Origin of the sequence: Micromonospora sp. MP36 (assembly GCF_008119785.1) — a bacterium.
Lineage (GTDB): Bacteria > Actinomycetota > Actinomycetes > Mycobacteriales > Micromonosporaceae > Micromonospora.
Window position 1 is genome coordinate 597938 of sequence record NZ_VSFA01000001.1, and the last position, 20472, is coordinate 618409.

Consider the following 20472-nt stretch of genomic DNA (forward strand, 5'->3'; position numbering starts at 1 on the left):
TCGTGTCCGAGCAGTCCGCGCCGGGCGCCGACGGATCCGGCCGCCCCTCCGGCCGCTTGCTCGAGGTTGACGACCTGCGGGTCGAGTTCCGCACCCGGGACGGCGTCGCCAAGGTCATCAACGGGGTGACGTACCACGTCGACGCGGGGGAGACCCTCGCCGTGCTCGGCGAGTCCGGCTCCGGCAAGAGCGTCACCGCGCAGACGATCATGGGCATCCTCGACACTCCGCCCGGCTTCGTCACCGGTGGCCAGGTCCGCTTCCACGGCAAGGACATGCTCAAGATGTCCGCCGAGCAGCGGCGCCGCATCCGCGGCGAGGGCATTGCGATGATCTTCCAGGATTCGCTCTCCGCCCTCAACCCGGTTTTCACCGTCGGCTTCCAGATCGCCGAGCAGTTCCGCATCCGGCGCGGCATGAGCCGCTCGGACGCCAAGAAGCGCGCGATCGAGATGCTCGACCAGGTGAAGATCCCGAACGCCAAGGGTCGGTTCAGCAACTACCCGCACCAGTTCTCCGGCGGTATGCGGCAGCGCGCCATGATCGCGATGTCGCTGGCGCTGGACCCGGAGGTGCTGATCGCCGACGAGCCGACCACCGCGCTGGACGTGACCGTGCAGGCCCAGATCATGGACCTGCTCGGCGAGCTCCAGCGGGAGCGGCAGATGGGCATGATCCTGATCACCCACGACCTCGGCGTGGTCGCCGACGTCGCGGACCGGATCGCGGTGATGTACGCCGGCCGGATCGTCGAGGAAGCCGACGTGTACGACCTGTACGCCAAGCCGGCGCACCCGTACACGCTCGGCCTGCTGAACTCGATCCCGCGGCTGGACGAGAAGGGGCAGGAGCTCCGCACCATCAAGGGCCTCCCGCCGAACCTGATGAACATCCCGTCGGGCTGCCCGTTCAACCCGCGCTGCCCCATGGCGCAGCCGGTGTGCCGGGAGAAGCTGCCCCCGCTGCTGCAGATCCGCAGCGGCCGGGCCAGCGCGTGCCACTTCGCCGAGGAGCTCGTGAACCGTGACTGAGAACATCATCGAGGTTCGTGACCTGGTCAAGCACTACCCCGTGACCCGGGGTGTCGTGTTCAAGAAGACCATTGGGCACGTCAAGGCGGTCGACGGCGTCTCCTTCGAGTTGAAGGCCGGCGAGACGCTGGGCGTGGTGGGCGAGTCCGGCTGCGGCAAGTCGACGCTCGCCCGGGTCCTGATGAACCTGGAGCGGCCGACCAGCGGTCACGTGCTCTACAAGGGGCAGGACATCTCCCGGCTCTCCGGCTCGGCCCTGCGGCGCCTGCGCCGGCAGATCCAGCTGGTGATGCAGGACCCGTACACCTCGCTGAACCCGCGGATGACGGTCGGTGACCTGATCGGCGAGCCGTTCGAGATCCACCCCGAGGTGGCCCCGCGCGGCAGCCGCCGGAGCAAGGTCAAGGAGCTGCTCGACCTGGTCGGTCTGAACCCGGAGCACATCAACCGGTACCCGCACCAGTTCTCCGGCGGCCAGCGGCAGCGCATCGGCATCGCCCGGGCGCTCGCCCTGCGGCCCGAGGTCATCGTCTGCGACGAGCCGGTGTCGGCCCTGGACGTGTCGATCCAGGCGCAGGTGATGAACCTGCTGGAGAAGCTCCAGGCCGAGTTCGGTCTGTCGTACGTCTTCATCGCCCACGACCTGTCGGTCGTGCGTCACCTCTCCGACCGGGTCGCCGTGATGTACCTGGGCAAGATGGTGGAGATCGGCACCGAGGACGAGATCTACGAGCGGCCGACCCACCCGTACACCCAGGCGCTGCTCTCGGCGGTGCCGGTGCCGGACCCGACGCTGCGGGACAACAAGGCGATCATCCGGCTCACCGGTGACGTCCCCTCCCCGGTGAGCCCGCCCTCGGGCTGCCGGTTCCGCACCCGGTGCTGGAAGGCGCAGGACGTCTGCGCTCAGGAGGTGCCGCTGCTCCAGATCCGGCCGGGCTCGGACCACCCGAGCGCCTGCCACTTCGCGGAGCGGCGGGAGATCGTCCCCACCCACGAGGCGGCCTGACCGACCACGAACCGCCTGCTGGCGTCAGCTCGACGCCGGCAGGCGGTTCGTCATGTCGGGGCCCCTCACAGCGGGCCACGACCGGCGCGGAGCAGCAGCAGCGCGAGCTGGGTGCCGTCGGCCCCGAGCGCCTGCCGGAACCGCTCCAGGATCTCCCGCTCCCGGGACAGCACCAGGCGGGTGCCGCCGGAGGCCATCCGGGTGGCTCCGACCTCCTGGGACAGCGCGGCCCGCTCCTGCCAGAGGGCGATGATCGTGCGGTCGATCTCGTCGATCCGCTCGCGGATGGCCACGATCCGCTCGGCGGCCGCCGAGTCGCCGGTGCCGGTCCGCGCCGCCGCGGCCCCGGTCGGGTCGGCGCCATCGGGCCGCTCGTTCCGTGCCAGGCTGCCGCTGGACTCCACCACGTCAGTCATCATCGTCGTACCTTCCGGGTCTCGGGCCCGGTGCCCGGATCCCGGGACGAAAATGCCCCGGGCTCCAGGAGCCCGGGGCTTTCGCAGGTCTGTGATCAGGCGCGACCTACGGCTGCCGGACTCCCGGTGCCGTAGTAAAAGTAGAAGCGCTGACCGAACACGTCGTCGAGTATGCCGACCGGCGGGCGCGTCGCGCAAGGAAACCGGCCAACAGGTGGGACGGGGCACGGCGGTGACGGCTTCGTCTCGTCCGGGCCGGCATGGGCGGGAAGTGTCCGCCCGTCGGCATAGACTCGCCGTGCGATGCATCCTCTCTTCGACATCCCCGCGTCCCCGCCCGCGCCGGAGTCCCGGCCGACCCCGTCGCGCCGGCCCGGGGCGGCCCCCCGGCCGGATCCGCAGGCTCTCCTCGACGGGTTGAACGGTCCCCAGCGGGACGCGGTCACCCACGCCGGTTCCCCGCTGCTGATCGTGGCCGGTGCCGGCTCCGGCAAGACCCGGGTGCTGACCAACCGGATCGCCTACCTGCTGGCCGCGCGGGACGTGCACCCGGGCGAGATCATCGCGATCACCTTCACCAACAAGGCCGCCGGTGAGATGAAGGACCGGGTGGCCGCCCTGGTCGGTCCGCGCGCCCGGTTGATGTGGGTGTCGACCTTCCACTCGGCCTGCGTCCGGATCCTGCGCGCCGAGCACGAGCACGCCGGGCTCAAGTCCACCTTCTCGATCTACGACGCGGACGACTCCCGCCGGCTGATGCAACTCGTCGCCCGTGAGCTGGACCTGGACCCGAAGCGCTACCCGGCACGCGGCCTGGCCGCCCAGGTCTCCAACCTGAAGAACGAGCTGGTCGACCCGGAGGCGTTCGCCGCCCGGGCCAAGGGGCCCAACGAACGGGCACTGGCCGAGGCTTACACGCTCTACCAGCGGCGGCTGCGCGAGGCGCACGCGCTGGACTTCGACGACCTGATCATGACGACGGTGCACCTGCTCCAGTCGCATCCGCACGTCGCGGAGAGCTACCGGCGCCGGTTCCGGCACGTGCTGGTGGACGAGTACCAGGACACCAACCATGCCCAGTACGTGCTGATCAAGGAGCTGGTCTCCGGCACCGAGGGGATCCCGCCGGCCGAGCTGTGCGTGGTGGGTGACGCCGATCAGTCGATCTACGCGTTCCGGGGCGCGACCATCCGCAACATCCTGGAGTTCGAGCGCGACTTCACCGACGCCCGGACGATCCTGCTGGAGCAGAACTACCGCTCCACCCAGACCATCCTCAACGCCGCCAACGCGGTGATCGACCGGAACACCTCCCGCAAGCCCAAGCGGCTGTGGAGCGACGCCGGGGCCGGCGAGCGGATCGTCGGGTACGTGGCCGATACCGAGCACGCCGAGGCGGACTGGGTGGCCCGGGAGATCGATCGCCTGGTCGACCAGGGCGACACCCGCCCCGGCGATGTGGCCGTCTTCTACCGCACCAACGCCATGTCCCGGGTCTTCGAGGAGGTGTTCATCCGGGTCGGCCTGCCCTACAAGGTGGTCGGCGGGGTGCGGTTCTACGAGCGCAAGGAGGTCCGCGACGCGCTGGCCTACCTGCGCGCGGTGGTCAACGACGACGACACGGTCAGCCTGCGCCGGATCCTCAACACCCCGCGCCGGGGCATCGGCGAGCGGGCCGAGGCGTGCGTGGAGGCGCTGGCCAGCCGGGACCGGATCTCCTTCGGCGCGGCCCTGCGCCGGGCCAAGGACGCGCCCGGAATCTCCACCCGGGCCGCCAACGGGATCGCGGAGTTCGTCGCACTCCTCGACTCCGCCCGCGAGCTGGCCGAGACGGGCACCCCGGAGGATGTGCTGGAGGCTCTGCTGACCCGCTCGGGCTACCTCACCGAGCTGGAGGAGAGCCTGGACCCGCAGGACGCCGGCCGGGTGGACAACCTCCAGGAGCTGGTGAGCGTCGCCCGGGAGTACACCGAACGGATCGAGGCGCTGGGCGAGGAGGGCGAGCGGGCCACCGTGGCCGGCTTCCTGGAGCAGGTGGCGCTGGTCGCCGACGCCGACCAGGTCCCCGCCGATGACCCCGAGCACCAGGGCGTGGTCACCCTGATGACGCTGCACACGGCGAAGGGCCTGGAGTTCCCGGTGGTCTTCCTGACCGGCCTGGAGGACGGCGTCTTCCCGCACCTGCGCTCGCTGGGGGACAACCGCGAGCTGGAGGAGGAGCGGCGGCTGGCGTACGTGGGCATCACCCGGGCCCGGCAGCGGCTCTACCTGTCCCGGGCGGTCACCCGCTCGGCCTGGGGCGCGCCGGCGTACAACCCGGCGTCGCGCTTCCTTGAGGAGTTGCCGCCGGAGCTGGTCCGCTGGGAGCGCGTCGAGGCCTCGTACACCTCCTGGGCCGGCGGGGGCGGTGGCGTCGGCGGCCGCGCGGACCGCGCGCCCGGCGGGCGTGGCGGCTTCACCGGGGGTACGCCGAAGGCGACCCAGCTCGCCAAGCGGCTCGGGGTGGACGGCAGCCGGCTGTCCACCGCCAGCGAGCTGCGGCAGGTGCCGAAGGTGTCGGTGGGGGACCGGGTCAACCACCAGCGCTACGGGCTGGGCCGGGTGCTGGCCGTGGAGGGGCACGGCCCGGGCGCCCGGGCGCAGATCGACTTCGGTGACCAGACCATGTGGCTGGTGCTCCGGCACGCCCCGATCGACAAGCTCTGACGGCGAGACCCGGCCCGGCGGGTGCCGGACCGGGTCTCTCCTCGTGCCGTGGCCGTCAGCAGGCCACGTTGATGCCCCGGGCGCGCAGGAACGGCGCCGGGTCGATCTGGTTCCACATCTGCCCCTGATGCACCTCGAAGTGCAGGTGCGGGCCGGTCGCGTCGCCGGTGGCGCCCTCGTAGCCGATGACCTGGCCGGCGCTCACCTTGTCGCCGACGCTGACGATCAGCCGGCTCTGGTGCGCGTAGTGGGTTAGGTAGCCGTTGTGGTGGTCGATGAAGACCGAGTTGCCGTACCCGTCGCCGGCGTCGCCGGCCTTGACGACGGTTCCGGCCGCGGCGGCGTGGATCGGGGTGCCGGCGGGCATGGCGAAGTCGATGCCGGCGTGCAGGGTGCCCCAGCGCGGCCCGTAGCAGGAGGTGATCGTGGCGCCCTTCATCGGGATCACCCAGCTGGGCTTCGGCTTGACGGTCTTCTTCGGCTGCGGCTTCGGCTTGGCGGTGGCGGTCCTCGTCGGCGTGGGGCTGGCCGCGGTCGGGCTCGGTGACGGGCTGACCGGGGTTGCCGACGGGGTGACCGGGGCGATCGACTCACGGACGGACCGGTCGGCCCGGGCGGCGTCCTCGGCGCGGGCCCGGGCGTCGAAGTCGACGGCGGCCGGGGCCGGGGTGCCGCGGTCGGCGGTGGCCACGGAGACGCCGCCGAGGCCGAGGGCGACCAGGGCGACGGCGCCGAGGACGAGGTAGGTGGCCCGCCGGCCCGTGCTGGCGCGCCGCCGGTGCCGGCCGGGGGCGTCGGGGGTGTTCTCGTTCTGGATGGAGCTGTCTTCCTGCACGGGGACCTTCATCAGTCGAGGGGCACGTGACCTCGAAATACTGGTGTCGGCTCCGGTCGTGGTGGGTACCGGGTCCGGGAGGACGGGCCGGACCGGTGATCGGTCGTGTCCGGGTTCACCCCATTCCAGTCTGATTTATTCGAAAAAAGGATCATGTGCGGTCGTGGCGCTGCTCACACTTCCCGCTGTGACCCAGCCAACTTTGCGCCAACGAAAAACCGCCCGGATCGAGCGATCCGGGCGGCGAGCGGGCGGTACGCAGCGTCAGGACGCGGCTACCTCGCTGTAGATTGCCTCGATTTGCAGCTGGATGTCCACTCCGCGGTCCTTGAGCCACGGCACCGGGTCCAGCGGCTGCCCGTTGACATGGATCTCCAGGTGCAGGTGGGAGCCGTAGGCGTGGCCGGTGCTGCCCACCAGGCCGAGCTGGTCGCCGGCCTTGACCTGCTGGCCCTCCTTGACGCTGATCGCCGAGGACTGGCCGTAGATGGCCTCGCTGCCGTCCGAGTGCTGGACGATCACCGCGTAGCCGTAGCCGCCGAACCAGCCTGCCTTGGTGACCGTGCCGCCGTGGATGGCGACGTACGGGGTGCCCTCCGGGGCGACCAGGTCGATGCCGGTGTGCAGCTTGCCCCAGCGCATGCCGTAGGGCGAGTTGAAGTCGTAGCCGTGCAGGGGCAGCAGCCAGGCGTCCTGCTCGGTGGAGGCCTTGCTCTGGGCGCGGTTGTCGCGGGTCGCGCGGTCGGCGCTGTCGGCCCGGCTCGCCGCGTCCTGGCTGGTGACCGACGCCTGCTTGAGCTCGTCGAGGACCGAAGGGCTGACGCTCTTGGCGTCGGGGAGGGCGTTCGCGCCGAGGGCGACGATGCCGGCTCCCACGAAGGCGGTGGTCACGACCGCGGCGTAGCGGCTCCGCGGGGGGGTGGGTACGCGGCGTCGACCGCGATATCTATCGGGCTCAGACGACAGGCGCTGGCGCACGCACACCCTCCGTTGTCGGGGATCCGATGCGACCTCGAGCCGTTCGGTGAAGCTCCGTCGAACGTCCGGTGGCCGCGTCGTCACCCGTCCGTGGACCTGATGACAACCGTGGACACGTTAGCCAACCGCCACTCTGGTCACAAGCCAAAGCGCCGAAATGGTGTTTCTTTCTGTCCCTTTACATCCGCTCTTGTCATGTCTCGTGCCGCCGGTCGGGTGGCCCGGTAACCGTCCGTTCGTCGCGCACAGTGACCGTTCGGCGGAGGCGTCCGGCTTTCCGCGTACGGCGCCGCACGGTAATGGCCCCGGCGCTCCGGGTGGCCGCCGGCCGGGTGCCGCGCCGTCGCGCGCGGTCGGCCGGGAAGGGCCCGTATGAGACAGGCCCCAAGGGCGCCGGCCCGGGTTTCCGGCAGCCGGCCGGGCGGGTTACCGTTCGTTCAGGTGACAGTGCCGTAGCCGGTGAAAGGTGTGCGCTGATGAGCTCTCGTATCCGGGTCGTCGTCGCGAAGCCCGGCCTGGACGGCCACGACCGGGGCGCGAAGGTCGTCGCGCGTGCCCTGCGGGACGCCGGCATGGAGGTCATCTACACCGGCCTGCACCAGACCCCGGAGCAGATCGTGGAGACCGCGATCCAGGAGGACGCGGACGCGGTCGGCCTCTCCGTGCTCTCCGGGGCGCACATGACGCTCTTCAAGCGGGTCCTGGAGTTGCTCGCCGAGCGGGACGCGGCCGACATCGTGGTCTTCGGTGGCGGCATCATCCCGGACGCCGACATCCCCGAGCTGGAGCGGCTCGGCGTCGCGAAGATCTTCACCCCGGGCGCCACCACGCAGTCCATCGTCGACTGGGTCCGACAGAACGTCGCCCAGCCGGTCGCCTGACCGGCGTCCGGTCCGGCACGGTCGCGTCCCGACCGGGTCGGACCGCTGAGCCACGCCGGAGTGCCGGAGCGGCGGGATACCCGGGGTGTCGCCGACCTGGAGCGACCGGGACCGGAACCCGGACAGGGGGAGGGGCCGGACGCACCCCTCACACGTCCGGCCCCTCTATGCGCGATGCCCCGCCGCCACCCCTCGACCGACAGGGCATCGGCCGCTCCCGTCGTCGCGCTGTACCAGCGCTCCGACATCAGACTCAACGACGCCCCCACCGGGCGGTTACGCCCCATCCGCAAATCCCCCGGACGGCTGACCCGCGCTCAATCATCTGACGTCGCGCCGGTCCGGTGCCCTGGGGCGGCACCCGAGGAGCCCGGCTCTCCGAGCCGTCCCGCCGGGAGTCGTATCGTGTGGCTCCCCGTACCGTGTTCCGCGGTCGACGATCCCGCCGGGAGCCCGCCGTGACCCAGCCGCCGTACCCGCAGCGTGACGCCGGTGGCGAATGGCCGCCCGCCGGGCCAGGCGCGCCCACACCCCCGGGTCCCGGCTGGCCCGCGCCGCACCAGGCCGTTCCCGGCTGGCCCGCGCCGCCGCACCAGCCGCCGACGCCGGGCTGGTCCGGGCCGCCGCAGCACACGTACCCGGCTCCGGGCTGGTCCACGCCACCTCACCCCGGCGCGCCGGGGCAGCAGTCCGGCGCGGCCTGGTCCGGGCCGCCGCAGCACGCGTACCCGGGCGGGCCGGGGCACCCCGCCGGGCCGGCGTACCCGGGTGGGTTCGGGCCGGGGCAGTGGCCGCCGCCGCCGACGCGGACGGCGAAACGGATCCCGGAGGACCTGCCGTTCGTGGCTCGGCCGAGCCTGGGCCGGCGGGCGCTGCTCTTCGGGGGCCTGATGCTCTTCATCGGTCTGGTACTGGCCTGCCCGATCGGCATCGCGGCGTCCGGCGACGGCGGCCCCGTACTGCTGTTCGTCATCCCGGTGTTCCTGTTGTTCGCCGCGCTGCCGCTGGGCCTGCAGCTCTGGCTCGTCTCCTCCGGCGGTCCGTTGCTCGCGGTGGGTCCTGCCGGGCTGTGGATCAAGACTCGGCCGACCCGGGGGCAGGCGATCTGGCTGCCCTGGGAGGCGATCGACCGGATCTACCTGCGGCGCTGGGCGCTGGAGAAGATGCTCTGCGTGAAGCCGCGCGACCCGCGCGCCGGGACCGGCCTGGGGGCGTTCACCGCGCTGGACTCCGGGATGCAGCAGGCGTTCTTCGGCACCGGCTTCACCGCCACCGTCCGGTACGCCGACCGCTCCGAGGAGGAGATCATGCGGGCGGTGATCGGGTACGCGGCCGGCCGCTGCCGGGTGGGCTGACCCGAGGCGCCCGGCGGCTGTGCATTACCGCACACCACGCACCCGCTCGGTTGCCCCTGGTTCCCATCTCGTTAGGCTGCGGCAAATGGCCTGTCTCTTCTGATGACAGGCGTCAAACTGATTTTCCAACGCTGGTGGCGGCGCGAGGGCGCGCCGCGGAGACGGGACGGGACGCGCAATCGTGGACCTGTACGAGTACCAGGGGCGGGACCTGTTCGAGCGGCACGGCTTGCCCGTGCTCGCCGGCGGCGTCGCCACTACCCCGGAGGAGGCCCGCGCGATCGCCGAACGCCTCGGCGGCCGGGTGGTCGTCAAGGCGCAGGTGAAGGTCGGCGGCCGCGGCAAGGCCGGCGGTGTGAAGCTGGCCGAGGGCCCGGAGGAGACGGTGGCCCGGGCCACCGACATCCTCGGGATGGACATCAAGGGTCACACGGTCCACAAGGTCATGATCACCGTGACCGCGGACGTGGCCGAGGAGTACTACTTCTCCTACCTGCTCGACCGGGCGAACCGCACCTTCCTCTGCATCGCCAGCGTCGCCGGCGGCATGGACATCGAGCAGGTCGCCGCGGAGACCCCGGAGAAGGTGGTCAAGGCCCCCATCGACGCCAACACCGGCGTGGACGAGGCGAAGGCGCGCGAGATCGTGTCCGCCGCGGGCTTCCCGGCCGAGGTGGCCGACCAGGTCGTCGAGGTCGCGGTGAAGCTGTGGCAGGCGTTCGTCGCCGAGGACGCCACGCTGGTCGAGGTGAACCCGCTGGCCACGACCAAGGACGGCAAGCTGCTGCTGCTGGACGCCAAGGTCAGCCTGGACGAGAACGCCGCGTTCCGGCACCCGGACCACGAGGCGCTGGTCGACCAGGCGTCGGTGGACCCGCTGGAGCAGGCCGCCAAGGAGAAGGACCTCAACTACGTCAAGCTCGACGGCGAGGTCGGCATCATCGGCAACGGCGCGGGCCTGGTCATGTCCACCCTCGACGTCGTTGCGTACGCGGGCGAGCGGCACGGCGGCGTCAAGCCGGCCAACTTCCTCGACATCGGCGGCGGCGCGAGCGCCGCGGTGATGGCGAACGGCCTGGAGATCGTGCTCTCCGACCCCTCGGTCAAGAGCGTCTTCGTCAACGTCTTCGGCGGCATCACCGCCTGCGACGCGGTCGCCAACGGCATCGTGCAGGCGCTGTCGCTGCTCGAGCAGCGGGGCGAGCAGGTCACCAAGCCGCTCGTCGTCCGCCTCGACGGCAACAACGCCGAGGCCGGCCGGGCGATCCTCGACGGCGCGAACAACCCGCTGATCGAGCGGGTCGACACCATGGATGGCGCGGCCGACCGGGCCGCCGAGCTGGCAGCTGCGGGGGTCTGATCATGGCTATCTGGCTGACCAAGGACTCCAAGGTCATCGTGCAGGGGATGACCGGTTCCGAGGGTTCCAAGCACACCCGGCGGATGCTCGCCGCCGGCACCAACGTGGTCGGCGGCACCAACCCGCGCAAGGCGGGCCAGACCGTCGACTTCGACGGCACCGCGCTGCCGGTCTTCGCGACCGTCGCCGACGCCATGAAGGAGACCGGGGCGGACGTCACGGTCATCTTCGTGCCGCCGCAGTTCACCAAGGCCGCGGTCATCGAGGCGATCGACGCCGGCATCGACCTGGCCGTGGTGATCACCGAGGGCGTGCCGGTGCACGACACCGCCGCGTTCTGGGCGTACAACGTGGCGAAGGGCGAGCGGACCCGGATCATCGGCCCGAACTGCCCGGGCATCGCCTCGCCGGGCGCCTCCAACGCCGGCATCATCCCGGCCGACATCACCGGCAGCGGCCGGATCGGCCTGGTCAGCAAGAGCGGCACGCTGACCTACCAGATGATGTACGAGCTGCGCGACATCGGCTTCTCGACCTGCGTCGGCATCGGTGGCGACCCGATCATCGGCACCACGCACATCGACGCGCTGGCCGCGTTCGAGGCGGACCCGGAGACCGACGCCATCGTGATGATCGGTGAGATCGGCGGCGACGCCGAGGAGCGGGCGGCCGAGTTCATCAAGGCCAACGTGACCAAGCCGGTGGTCGGCTACATCGCCGGCTTCACCGCCCCGCCCGGCAAGACCATGGGCCACGCCGGCGCCATCATCTCCGGCTCGGCGGGCACCGCCGACGCGAAGAAGGCGGCGCTGGAGGCGGTCGGCGTGAAGGTCGGCAAGACGCCGACCGAGACCGCCAAGCTGATGCGGGAGATCATGTCCGGCCGCTGAGCGGTCCTGTCATCACGGCCGAGGGGGTCGACCGGGTCCGGTCGGCCCCCTCGCCGTCTCAGCGGTACCAGTAGGGGTGGTAGTAGGCGCCCCGCGCCCGGACGATCGCGCTGGCGATGAGGTTGATGACGCCCAGCGCGATGGCCAGCCAGCCGAGCAGCTGGGACCGCCCGAAGCGCCGCGCGTCCCGGATCGACAGGTAGCCGAGGACGATGCCCAGGATGCCGCAGCAGAGCAGGCCGAGGACGATCCCCAGGACGCCCCAGAGAGTGGTCCGGTCCCGGCCGGTGGCCGGCGGCGGTGGCGGCGGCGGATATGGAGCGTTCACGGCTTCCTCCGAGCGGGCCGGGCCGCGACGAGCGGTCGCGTCCTGGGCCGAGGCTAACCGGATCACCGCGGTCGGACCGGTGGATCAGGGAACTCGCCGCGCTGCCGGAGCGGTATCGGACTGCCGCCGCCCGCGTGACATGCCAGAGTAGAGCCCGATGCCACCCGTCACCCCTGACCAGCCCCGCCGCCCCGCCGCCGGTGTCGCCGACGGCGCCCGGCCGACCGGCCGCGCCGGACCGGCGCCCCGGGTGCCCGCGCCCCGCTCCGGGAAGCCGTCGCGCGGTCGGGCCCCGCTGCCCGTCGCCGCCGGGGTGGCGGCCGGCTGGGCCGCCGTGACGTCCTGGCTGCCGGTCACCCTGGTGCTCGGCCTGGCCCAGCTCAGCGCGGACGCCGGGTCGCTGCCCGGCGCGTTGCGCGCCGGCGCCGCCGGCTGGCTGCTCGGCCACGGGGTGCCGCTGGAGACCTCCGCCGGGCCGCTCGGCCTGGCGCCGCTCGCCCTCACCGCGCTCGCCGTCTGGCGGCTCACCAGGGCCGGCGTGCACGTCAGCCGGGCCATCGGCGCGCGTGGTGGCCGCTCGCCCCGGCAGGCGCTCACCGCCGCGGTCGCCGTCGGGATCGGGTACGCGCTGCTCGGCGCCGTCGCCGCGATCGCGGTCGGCGCCGGCGGCCCGCGGGTGTCCCCGGTCCGGGCCGGGGTGACCTTCGCGATCTTCGGTACGGCCTGCGCCCTGGTCGGCGCGGCGCGTACCACCGCCGTGTCGGTGCTGCTGGCCCGGCGCTCGCCGCCGTCGCTGCGGGACGGGGTGCGGACCGGGCTGGTCGCCGGGCTGCTGCTGCTCGGGGCGGGTGCCGGGGCGGCCGGCCTCTCGGTGGCGACCGGGGGCGGCGACGCGGCCGACATGATCGGCGCCTACCGGACCGGGGTGGCCGGTCAGGCCGGGATCACCCTGGTCAGCCTCGCGTACGCGCCGAACGCCACCGTCTGGTCGGCCAGTTACCTGCTCGGGCCCGGGTTCGCCGTCGGCACGGGCACCGCCGTCCAGGTCAGGGAGGTCTCGCTCGGCGCGCTGCCGGCCGTACCGCTGCTGGCCGGGCTGCCGCGCGGCCCGATGGACGGGGCCGGCGCGGGGCTGCTCGCGGTGCCGGTGCTGGCCGGTATGGCGGCCGGCTGGCTGCTGGCCCGGCGGCTGCTGCGGATCGCCGCCGACGAGCGGGCGACGCTCGGCTGGCCCGCGCTGCTCGTCCCGGCGGCGCTCGCCGGCCCGGTTGCCGGGGCGCTGCTCGGCCTGGCCGCCGCGCTCTCCGGCGGCCCGCTCGGCGGCGGCCGGCTGGTCGAGATCGGCCCGGTCTGGTGGCAGGTGGCCGGGGTGGCGACCCTGGTGGTCGCCGCCGGCACCCTGCTCGGCGCCGCCGCCACCAAGACGCTGGCCCGCGCGCAGACCCCCAGCCGCCCCGCCGCCTCCTCCCGCCCCGCGGCCACTCCTCGTCCACCCGCCCCGCCGCGCTGATCAAGGAGTTCGCGTCGGGAGACGACGAGATCCCGGCGCAAACCTCTTGCTCACCCGGTGGGGTGGGGGCGGGCATGGAAAGGGGGCGCCCGGGCGGTGCCGGACGCCCCCTTTCCGCTCCGGTCAGGAGTTGAGGTTGCTCAGGTTGATGGCGGCGCCGGCGATGGCGCTGATGATGCAGAGGACGATGCCGATGCCGCCGCAGATCAGGCCCGCCTTGGCCTGGCCGGCGTTGGTCGCCTCACCCTGCTGGACCTTCTTCTGGCCCATGATGCCGAGCACCACGCCGGCGATGCCGGAGGCGATGCCCAGCGGCGTGCAGCAGAGGGCGAGCACGATCGAGGCGATACCGGTGATCATGCTGATCAGGCCGAGGGTGTTGCTCTGCGCCTTCGGCTGGGGGTAGCCCGCGGCCGGGTACGCCGGCGCGGCGCCGTACGGCTGCTGCTGCGCGTACGGGTCCTGGTACGGCTGCTGCTGCCCGTAGGGCTGCCCCGAGGTCGGCTGGCCGTACGGCTGGCCCGAGGTGGGCTGCTGCCCGTACTGCGGCGCCTGCGGCTGGGCGTACGGGTCGTGCGGCTGGCCGGAGGCGGGCTGCTGCCCGTAGGGCGCCGCGGGCGGCTGGGCGTACGGGTCCTGGTACTGCGGGGAGGTCGGGTCCTGGTTGGGCTGCTGGCCGTGCGGGTCCTGACCGGGGTAACCGGGCTGCATTGCGGGGTGCTCCTCAAACTGGGGTCGACGGTCCATGGTCCGTTGCTGCCGCTCATCATTCCGCCCAGCACCGGGGCCCCGCGGCGGACGGGCCCGGAACCAAGGTCACGATGCCGACGCCGGGCCGGGCGTACGCCAGGCACCGGGCGACGGCAGCGTATCGTGCCCGCGCCACCCGGAGATCACCCGCGACGTCGCCGCCCGCACGTTGGACGGCCCGACCTGCCCGATAGGGTGGCCGGGTGACCGAGCCCGCGTCCGTCGCCCGCCTCGTCGTCCTCGTCTCCGGCTCCGGCAGCAACCTCCAGGCGCTGCTGGACGCCACGGCCGACCCCGGATACGGCGCCCGGGTGGTCGCCGTGGGCGCCGACCGGGACGGGATCGCCGGCCTGGACCGGGCCGTCGCGGCCGGGGTGCCGACCTTCGTGGAGCGGCTGAAGGACCACCCGACCCGGGCCGACTGGGACGCCGCGCTCACCGCCCGGGTCGCCGAGCACCGGCCCGACCTGGTGATCAGCGCCGGTTTCCTCAAGCTGGTCGGCCCGCAGTTCCTGGCCGCGTTCGGCGACCGCTACCTCAACACCCACAACACCCTGCTGCCGGCGTTCCCCGGCATCCACGGCCCTCGGGACGCCCTCGCCTACGGGGTGAAGCTCACCGGGGCCACGCTGTTCTTCGTCGATGCCGGGATGGACACCGGGCCGATCGTCGCCCAGGTCGCCGTGCCGGTGCGGGACGACGACGACGAGGAGACGCTCACCGAGCGCATCAAGGAGGCCGAGCGGCGCCAGCTCGTCGAGCAGGTCGGTCGGCTGGTCCGTGAAGGTTGGACGATCACCGGCAGAAAGGTCAGTGTTCCGTGAGCACCACTGAGGAGGCCCGCCGCCCGATCCGGCGGGCCCTGGTCAGCGTCTACGACAAGACCGGCCTGGTCGAGCTGGCCCGGGCCCTGCACGAGGCCGGCGTGGAGATCGTCTCGACCGGCAGCACCGCATCGACGATCGCCGGCGCGGGCGTACCGGTGACCCCGGTCGAGCAGGTGACCGGTTTCCCGGAGATCCTCGACGGCCGGGTGAAGACCCTGCACCCGAAGATCCACGGCGGCCTCCTCGCCGACCTGCGTAAGGACGCGCACGTCGCCCAGCTCGACGAGCACGGCATCGCCGGCATCGACCTGCTGGTCTCCAACCTCTATCCGTTCCAGGCCACGGTCGCCTCCGGAGCCGACCAGGACGAGTGCGTCGAGCAGATCGACATCGGCGGGCCGGCGATGGTGCGGGCCGCCGCCAAGAACCACGCCTCGGTCGCCGTGGTGACCGACCCGGCGGCGTACCCGGCCCTGCTGGCCGCGCTCGCCGAGGGCGGCTTCACGCTGGCCCAGCGCCGGGCGCTCGCTGCCCGGGCCTTCGCCGACATCGCCGACTACGACGTGGCCGTCGCCGAGTGGTTCGCGGCCACCCTGGCCCCGGCCGCCGACGGTTGGCCCGAGTTCGCCGGCCTGGCGCTGCGGCGGCAGGCGGTGCTGCGGTACGGCGAGAACCCGCACCAGGCGGCCGCCCTCTACGCCGACCCGGCGAGCCCGGCCGGGCTGGCGCAGGCGGAGCAGTTGCACGGCAAGGAGATGTCGTACAACAACTACGTCGACGCCGACGCCGCCTGGCGGGCGGCGAACGACTTCCCGGGTCAGCCGGCGGTGGCGATCATCAAGCACGCCAACCCGTGCGGCATCGCGGTCGGCGCGGACGTGGCCGAGGCGCACCGCAAGGCGCACGCCTGCGACCCGGTCTCCGCGTACGGCGGGGTGATCGCGGTGAACGGCGAGGTCTCGGTCGAGCTGGCCCGGCAGGTGGCGGACATCTTCACCGAGGTCCTGGTGGCGCCCGGGTTCGCGCCCGGCGCCGTGGCGATCCTCCAGGGGAAGAAGAACATCCGGTTGCTGCGCGCCCCCGAGTTCAACCCGCTGCCCGCCGAGTGGCGGCAGGTCACCGGCGGGGTGCTGGTGCAGTTGCGGGACCGGATCGACGCCGAGGGCGACGACCCGGCCAACTGGCGGCTGGCCACCGGCGAGGCGGCCGACGAGGCGACCCTGCGCGACCTGGTGTTCGCCTGGCGGGCGGTCCGCGCGGTGAAGAGCAACGCGATCCTGCTGGCCAAGGACGGCGCCACCGTCGGCGTCGGGATGGGCCAGGTGAACCGGGTCGACTCGGCGCAGCTCGCGGTCCGCCGGGCCGGCGCCGACCGGGCTCGTGGTGCGGTCTGCGCCTCGGACGCCTTCTTCCCCTTCGCCGACGGCCCGAAGATCCTCATCGAGGCCGGCGTCCGGGCGATCGTCCAGCCCGGCGGGTCGATCCGCGACGAGGAGACGATCGCCGCCTGCAAGGAGGCCGGGGTGACCATGTACCTGACCGGCACCCGCCACTTCTTCCACTGAGGGCACAGCGACAGGGGCGCGGCCGACCGGCCGCGCCCCTGTTTCATTCGTTGGCACTCCTGACCGGAGCGATGTCACGAGTCGAGCGCTGACCAGCCGAAAGTACGAGCGCCCTCCCGTTGCCCGGCTGGGAAAGTTGTTGCTAGCGTTGTCCCGCAGCAAGCGATCGACCCTTACCGCTCTCCTCGCCAACTGCGCCGCCGGCGGCCACCGTGCCGCTCTCCCGGGCGGCGTCCCCTCGTCCCGGCAGGTTTACCCATGCGCGTGTTCGACCGGTTGACCGCCGTCGTCGTCGCGTTGGCGTTCGTCCTGGCCGGACTGGGTGTGCCCGGCCGCGGGGAGACCCCTGAGCCCGGCGCGGTGGTCACCGCCGCGCACCGGTCGATCGTCCACGACGCGCCGTCCGCGCTTCCACCGCACGGACGGCCCGTTGACGTCACCACGTCGGACCGTCCGGCCCCGCCCTCCGGCGACCCCCGAGCCGTCGTGGCGCGCCTGGCGCACCTCGACGCTCCGTCGGACGTGTGGACGGCCCTTCCTGACGGGAACCGTGGTGACCACCGCGCCGGCGTCGTTTCGAACGACGGACCGGACGATCTCCTCCCGGCCGCGCTGGTACGCGTCGGAGGCACGCCCGACCCGGCCGCCGCCCCGACCCGCTACCGGCAGCCGGCCGTGCCGCTGCCGCCGCGCGGCACCCTGCCCACCCGGGCCCCGCCGACCGTCGCCTGACCCTCCCCGCGCCGCCGCCACGGGTGAGCCGCCCGTCGCCGCGACCTTTGGAGCGGGTCCAATTTGGACCATCCAACTCTTAACCGCCATGGCTGCCAACCGTCGCCATGGTTTCCACCCCGGGCCAACCAGCCCGGAATCCCCTGAATCCCGGAGGATTCACATGTCCACATCCCGCTGGCGCAAGCCGGCGACCATCGCGGGCGCCGTGGTGCTGGCCGCCGCGCTCGGTGGCGTCGTCGCCACCAACCACGAGGTACAGGAGAAGCTCGGCCTGGCGGACGAGCCCGGCGCCAACATGCCCTGGCACCCCAGGGAGTTCATGGAGATGGCGGCCGGCGAGTCGTCCGAGGAAGCCGGCGAGGAGGCCTTCGAGGCCCGCACCATCGCCGAGCAGTTCGCCCAGGCCCGCTACGCCCCGGGCATCGTCGCGCCGGGCGCGTACTCGAACGCGTTGAGCCAGCTCAACGCGCTGCCCACCACCAAGGGCAGCTGGCGCGAGGTCACCAACATCAAGTACGACGGCGACGACCCGCGCTACCGCGACTACGCGTCCAACTCCTCTGGGGGTGCCGGCCTGGTCACCGGCCGGATCACGGGCCTGGCCGCGGACAACGGTGGTTACGTGTACGCGGCCGGCGCGGACGGCGGCGTGTGGCGCTCCTCGACCGGCGGCGGGAGCTGGACGCCGATCACGGACGCGCTGCCCACGCTGTCCAGCGGCGACATCGTGCTCGCCGGGGACGGTTCGCTCTGGTACGCCACGGGCGAGGCGAACACCGGCGGCACCTCGTACGTCGGCGCCGGCGTCTATCGGCTGGCCAACCCGAAGTCCGGCACGTTCAAGGCGACCGACCGGGTCGGCGGGACCGAGCTGGAGAGCACGGTCATCAACAAGCTGCGGTTCTTCGACGGCAAGGTCTGGGTCGCCACCAACCGGGGCCTGTTCTCGCACGCGATGAGCAGCACCTCCGGCGCCTGGAAGCTGGAGTTCACCCCGAACCCGAGCTACCTGCCCGGCGGGGCGAACGCGGGTGACGCGAACGCCGCGTACAAGAACATCGTCAACGACGTGGCCCAGGACCCGCGTAACCCGAGGCACGTGGTGGTCGCCTCGGCCTGGCGCTCCGGCGACACCTACAACGGCTTCTACGAGACCGCCGACTACACCGCCGGCGGCTGGACGAAGGTCAACCCGACCGGCGCGATGCCGGCCGACGACATCGGCTACGTGACGTTCGCCTTCTCCGCCGACGGCGGCAAGCTGTACGCGATCAACCAGTCGCCGCGGCTGCTCAACAAACCGACCGGCAACGTGAACAGCTACCTGGACGGCATCTACGTCTCCAACACCGGCAACCCGGCCGGCCCGTGGAACAAGATCGCCGACTCGTCGAAGCTGGGCAACTCCGGCTCGGCGCTGAAGCAGACGGTGATGGGCAAGGGCTACGGCCCGGGCATCCAGGCCTGGTACAACCAGTTCCTCGCGGTCGACCCAGCCAACCCGAACCACCTGTGGGCAGGCCTGGAGGAGGTCTACGAGTCGACCGACGCCGGGGCCACCTGGAAGACCGTCGGTCCGTACTGGAACTTCAACTTCTCCTGCTGGAGCATCTACGACGCGCAGAACAAGTGCAACAAGACCACCCACTCCGACCAGCACTCGGTGGCGGTCGGCAACGGGTTCGTCTACGTCGGCAACGACGGTGGTGTGTACCGCCGACCGATCAACGGCAAGACCGACAAGGACGGGCACGCGACCGACTGGCAGAGCCTGAACGACGGCACCATCGACGCGCTCCAGTACTACTCGGTGGCGCTGGGCAAGGACCCGGCGAAGGCCGGCACCATCGTCTCCGGTGGTCTGCAGGACAACGGCACCTCGATCCTGCGCCCCGGCGACACCGTGATGGGGTCGCACTTCGGCGGTGACGGCGGCGACTCGCAGGCCGACCCGGCGAACGGCTGCCGGCAGGTCCAGGAGTACACCAACCTGGCCATGCGAGTGACCGAGAACTGCAACGCCAACACCGGCTCGGGCACCCAGGCGGACTCCACCTCGCGGGACATCCAGCCGTACACCTCGCGGCCGGGCGACGAACTGGCCAGGTTCATCGCGCCGTTCGCGCCGGACGACCACGACGCGAACGTCTGGGTGGCCGGCGGCCAGCACGTCTGGGTGAACACCAAGGGCTACGCCATCCAGAACGGCAAGGGCTGGACGAACGTCTTCGACCTGGGCGCGGGCCACACCGCCACCTCGGTCGCCGTCTCCGGCGGCATGGCATACGTCGGCTGGTGCGGGCCGTGCAACAACGCCGGGTTCGCCCGGGGCGTCGCGGTCGGCCGGGTCGACGACCCGTCGAGCTGGCACCAGCTCACCCTGCCGGGTGACTTCCCGAACCGGTTCGTGCAGGGCGTCGGGATCGACCCGGCGAACGCCGCGCACGCCTTCCTCGCGATCAACGGGTTCTCCCGCCGGTTCACCGAGGGACCGGGCGCCGGCTACGGCCACGTCTACGAGACCAGCGACGCGGGCGTGACCTGGAAGGACGTCTCGGCGAACCTGCCGGACGTGCCGGCCAGCTCGCTCAAGGAGCTGTCCAACGGCGCCCTGGTGCTGGCCACCGACCTGGCCACCTTCTACCGCGCACCCGGCGCCACCAACTGGCAGCGGCTCGGCTCCGGCCTGCCGCTGACCGTGGGCATGGACGTCGAGTACAACGCGATCGACAACTCGGTCTACGTCGCGACCCACGGCCGCGGTATCTGGGCGTTCAACCTGGCCCAGCTCTGACCCCGGCGGGCCGACCGGTTCTGGGGGCCGGTCGGCCCGCCGGCCACGACAGCGCAGGCCCCGCCCCTCTTCCTCGGGGGGCGGGGCCTGCCGCGTCAGGCGGCGGGGCGTAGCTCGGCGAAGTGGCAGGCCGAGGGGTGCGGGTCCGCGGCGCGGAGCACCGCGTGCGGCTCCCGGGTGGCGCAGATGTCCTGCGCCTTCCAGCACCGGGTACGGAACCGGCAGCCGGACGGCGGGTCGGCCGGACTCGGCACGTCGCCGGCGAGCCGGATGATGTTCCGGGTCTTCCGAGCCTCCGGGTCCGGCACCGGCACCGCCGACAACAGCGCCTGGGCGTACGGGTGGGTGGCCCGCTCGTAGATTTCCTGCTCGGTGCCGGTCTCCACGATCTTGCCCAGGTACATCACCGCGACCCGGTCGGAGATGTGCCGGACCACCGACAGGTCGTGCGCGATGAAGATGCTTCGGCACCGACGGTGCGGCGAGCGGTGCCGGGAGCGGG

At 72.4% G+C, this 20472-nt stretch carries 17 protein-coding genes and 1 pseudogene; 12 read left to right on the forward strand and 6 right to left on the reverse strand.

Annotated elements, in window-relative coordinates:
• Positions 1-2 precede the first annotated feature (2 nt).
• Complete coding sequence (locus FXF52_RS02850; RefSeq protein ID WP_148793721.1) at positions 3-1031, forward strand: ABC transporter ATP-binding protein; 1029 nt, start codon at positions 3-5, stop codon at positions 1029-1031.
• Positions 1024-2040 carry an ABC transporter ATP-binding protein gene (locus FXF52_RS02855; RefSeq protein ID WP_148793627.1) on the forward strand — a complete coding sequence of 339 codons (1017 nt, stop codon included), beginning with the start codon at positions 1024-1026 and terminating at the stop codon, positions 2038-2040. Before FXF52_RS02850 ends, FXF52_RS02855 begins: the two co-directional genes overlap by 8 nt.
• 65 nt (positions 2041-2105) lie before the next feature.
• On the opposite strand, the gene FXF52_RS02860 is transcribed toward FXF52_RS02855, so the two are convergent.
• Positions 2106-2459, reverse strand: a complete 354-nt coding sequence (locus FXF52_RS02860; RefSeq protein WP_148793628.1) for a chorismate mutase — start codon at positions 2457-2459, stop codon at positions 2106-2108.
• Positions 2460-2759: 300 nt separating this feature from the next.
• On the opposite strand from FXF52_RS02860, the gene pcrA reads away from it, so the two are divergent.
• Positions 2760-5162 (forward strand): DNA helicase PcrA, encoded by a 2403-nt coding sequence (gene pcrA / locus FXF52_RS02865; RefSeq protein ID WP_148793629.1) that lies wholly within the window; start codon positions 2760-2762, stop codon positions 5160-5162.
• Between the two features lie 55 nt (positions 5163-5217).
• Here pcrA and FXF52_RS02870 read toward each other — a convergent pair whose 3' ends face one another.
• Positions 5218-6009: a M23 family metallopeptidase gene (locus FXF52_RS02870; RefSeq protein WP_148793630.1), complete on the reverse strand. Its 792-nt coding sequence runs from the start codon at positions 6007-6009 to the stop codon at positions 5218-5220.
• 252 nt (positions 6010-6261) lie between these two features.
• Positions 6262-6975, reverse strand: a complete 714-nt coding sequence (locus FXF52_RS02875; protein WP_148793631.1) for a M23 family metallopeptidase — start codon at positions 6973-6975, stop codon at positions 6262-6264.
• A 476-nt stretch (positions 6976-7451) separates the two neighbouring features.
• Between FXF52_RS02875 and FXF52_RS02880 the strand changes: the two genes are divergently transcribed.
• From FXF52_RS02880 to sucD, 4 genes are all read left to right on the forward strand, one after another.
• Positions 7452-7856, forward strand: coding sequence for a cobalamin B12-binding domain-containing protein (locus FXF52_RS02880; protein WP_148793632.1), 405 nt, complete (start codon positions 7452-7454; stop codon positions 7854-7856).
• Between the two features lie 458 nt (positions 7857-8314).
• Positions 8315-9211 (forward strand): hypothetical protein, encoded by an 897-nt coding sequence (locus FXF52_RS02885; RefSeq protein WP_148793633.1) that lies wholly within the window; start codon positions 8315-8317, stop codon positions 9209-9211.
• A 181-nt stretch (positions 9212-9392) separates the two neighbouring features.
• Positions 9393-10571, forward strand: coding sequence for an ADP-forming succinate--CoA ligase subunit beta (gene sucC, locus FXF52_RS02890; RefSeq protein ID WP_148793634.1), 1179 nt, complete (start codon positions 9393-9395; stop codon positions 10569-10571).
• 2 nt (positions 10572-10573) lie between these two features.
• On the forward strand, positions 10574-11461 hold the full coding sequence (sucD, locus tag FXF52_RS02895; protein WP_148793635.1) for a succinate--CoA ligase subunit alpha: 888 nt from the start codon (positions 10574-10576) through the stop codon (positions 11459-11461).
• Positions 11462-11519: 58 nt separating this feature from the next.
• Here the strand turns inward: sucD and FXF52_RS02900 are convergent, their stop codons facing one another.
• The gene (locus FXF52_RS02900) at positions 11520-11789 is read right to left on the reverse strand and encodes a DUF4190 domain-containing protein (RefSeq protein WP_148793636.1); all 270 of its coding nucleotides are present in this window, start codon (positions 11787-11789) and stop codon (positions 11520-11522) included.
• A gap of 157 nt (positions 11790-11946) precedes the next feature.
• Here FXF52_RS02900 and FXF52_RS02905 point away from each other — a divergent pair, with 157 nt between their 5' ends.
• Entirely contained in the window at positions 11947-13299 is a 1353-nt protein-coding gene (locus tag FXF52_RS02905; protein WP_148793637.1) for a DUF6350 family protein, read from the forward strand.
• Between the two features lie 123 nt (positions 13300-13422).
• On the opposite strand, the gene FXF52_RS02910 is transcribed toward FXF52_RS02905, so the two are convergent.
• Positions 13423-14010, reverse strand: coding sequence for a DUF4190 domain-containing protein (locus tag FXF52_RS02910; protein WP_148793638.1), 588 nt, complete (start codon positions 14008-14010; stop codon positions 13423-13425).
• A 242-nt stretch (positions 14011-14252) separates the two neighbouring features.
• Between FXF52_RS02910 and purN the strand changes: the two genes are divergently transcribed.
• From purN to FXF52_RS41430, 4 genes are all read left to right on the forward strand, one after another.
• On the forward strand, positions 14253-14873 hold the full coding sequence (gene purN / locus FXF52_RS02915) for a phosphoribosylglycinamide formyltransferase (RefSeq protein ID WP_148793639.1): 621 nt from the start codon (positions 14253-14255) through the stop codon (positions 14871-14873).
• Positions 14870-16441, forward strand: a complete 1572-nt coding sequence (gene purH / locus FXF52_RS02920) for a bifunctional phosphoribosylaminoimidazolecarboxamide formyltransferase/IMP cyclohydrolase (RefSeq protein ID WP_148793640.1) — start codon at positions 14870-14872, stop codon at positions 16439-16441. The genes purN and purH overlap by 4 nt, the downstream gene beginning before the upstream one ends.
• Before the next feature lie 258 nt (positions 16442-16699).
• Positions 16700-17173: a hypothetical protein gene (locus FXF52_RS02925; protein ID WP_148793641.1), complete on the forward strand. Its 474-nt coding sequence runs from the start codon at positions 16700-16702 to the stop codon at positions 17171-17173.
• Between the two features lie 163 nt (positions 17174-17336).
• Positions 17337-19970, forward strand: a complete 2634-nt coding sequence (locus FXF52_RS41430) for a glycosyl hydrolase (RefSeq protein ID WP_187413289.1) — start codon at positions 17337-17339, stop codon at positions 19968-19970.
• 95 nt (positions 19971-20065) lie between these two features.
• On the opposite strand, the pseudogene FXF52_RS02935 reads toward FXF52_RS41430, so the two are convergent.
• Positions 20066-20431 (reverse strand): annotated as a pseudogene (locus tag FXF52_RS02935) (oligopeptide/dipeptide ABC transporter ATP-binding protein); the annotation flags it as partial.
• Positions 20432-20472 lie beyond the last annotated feature (41 nt).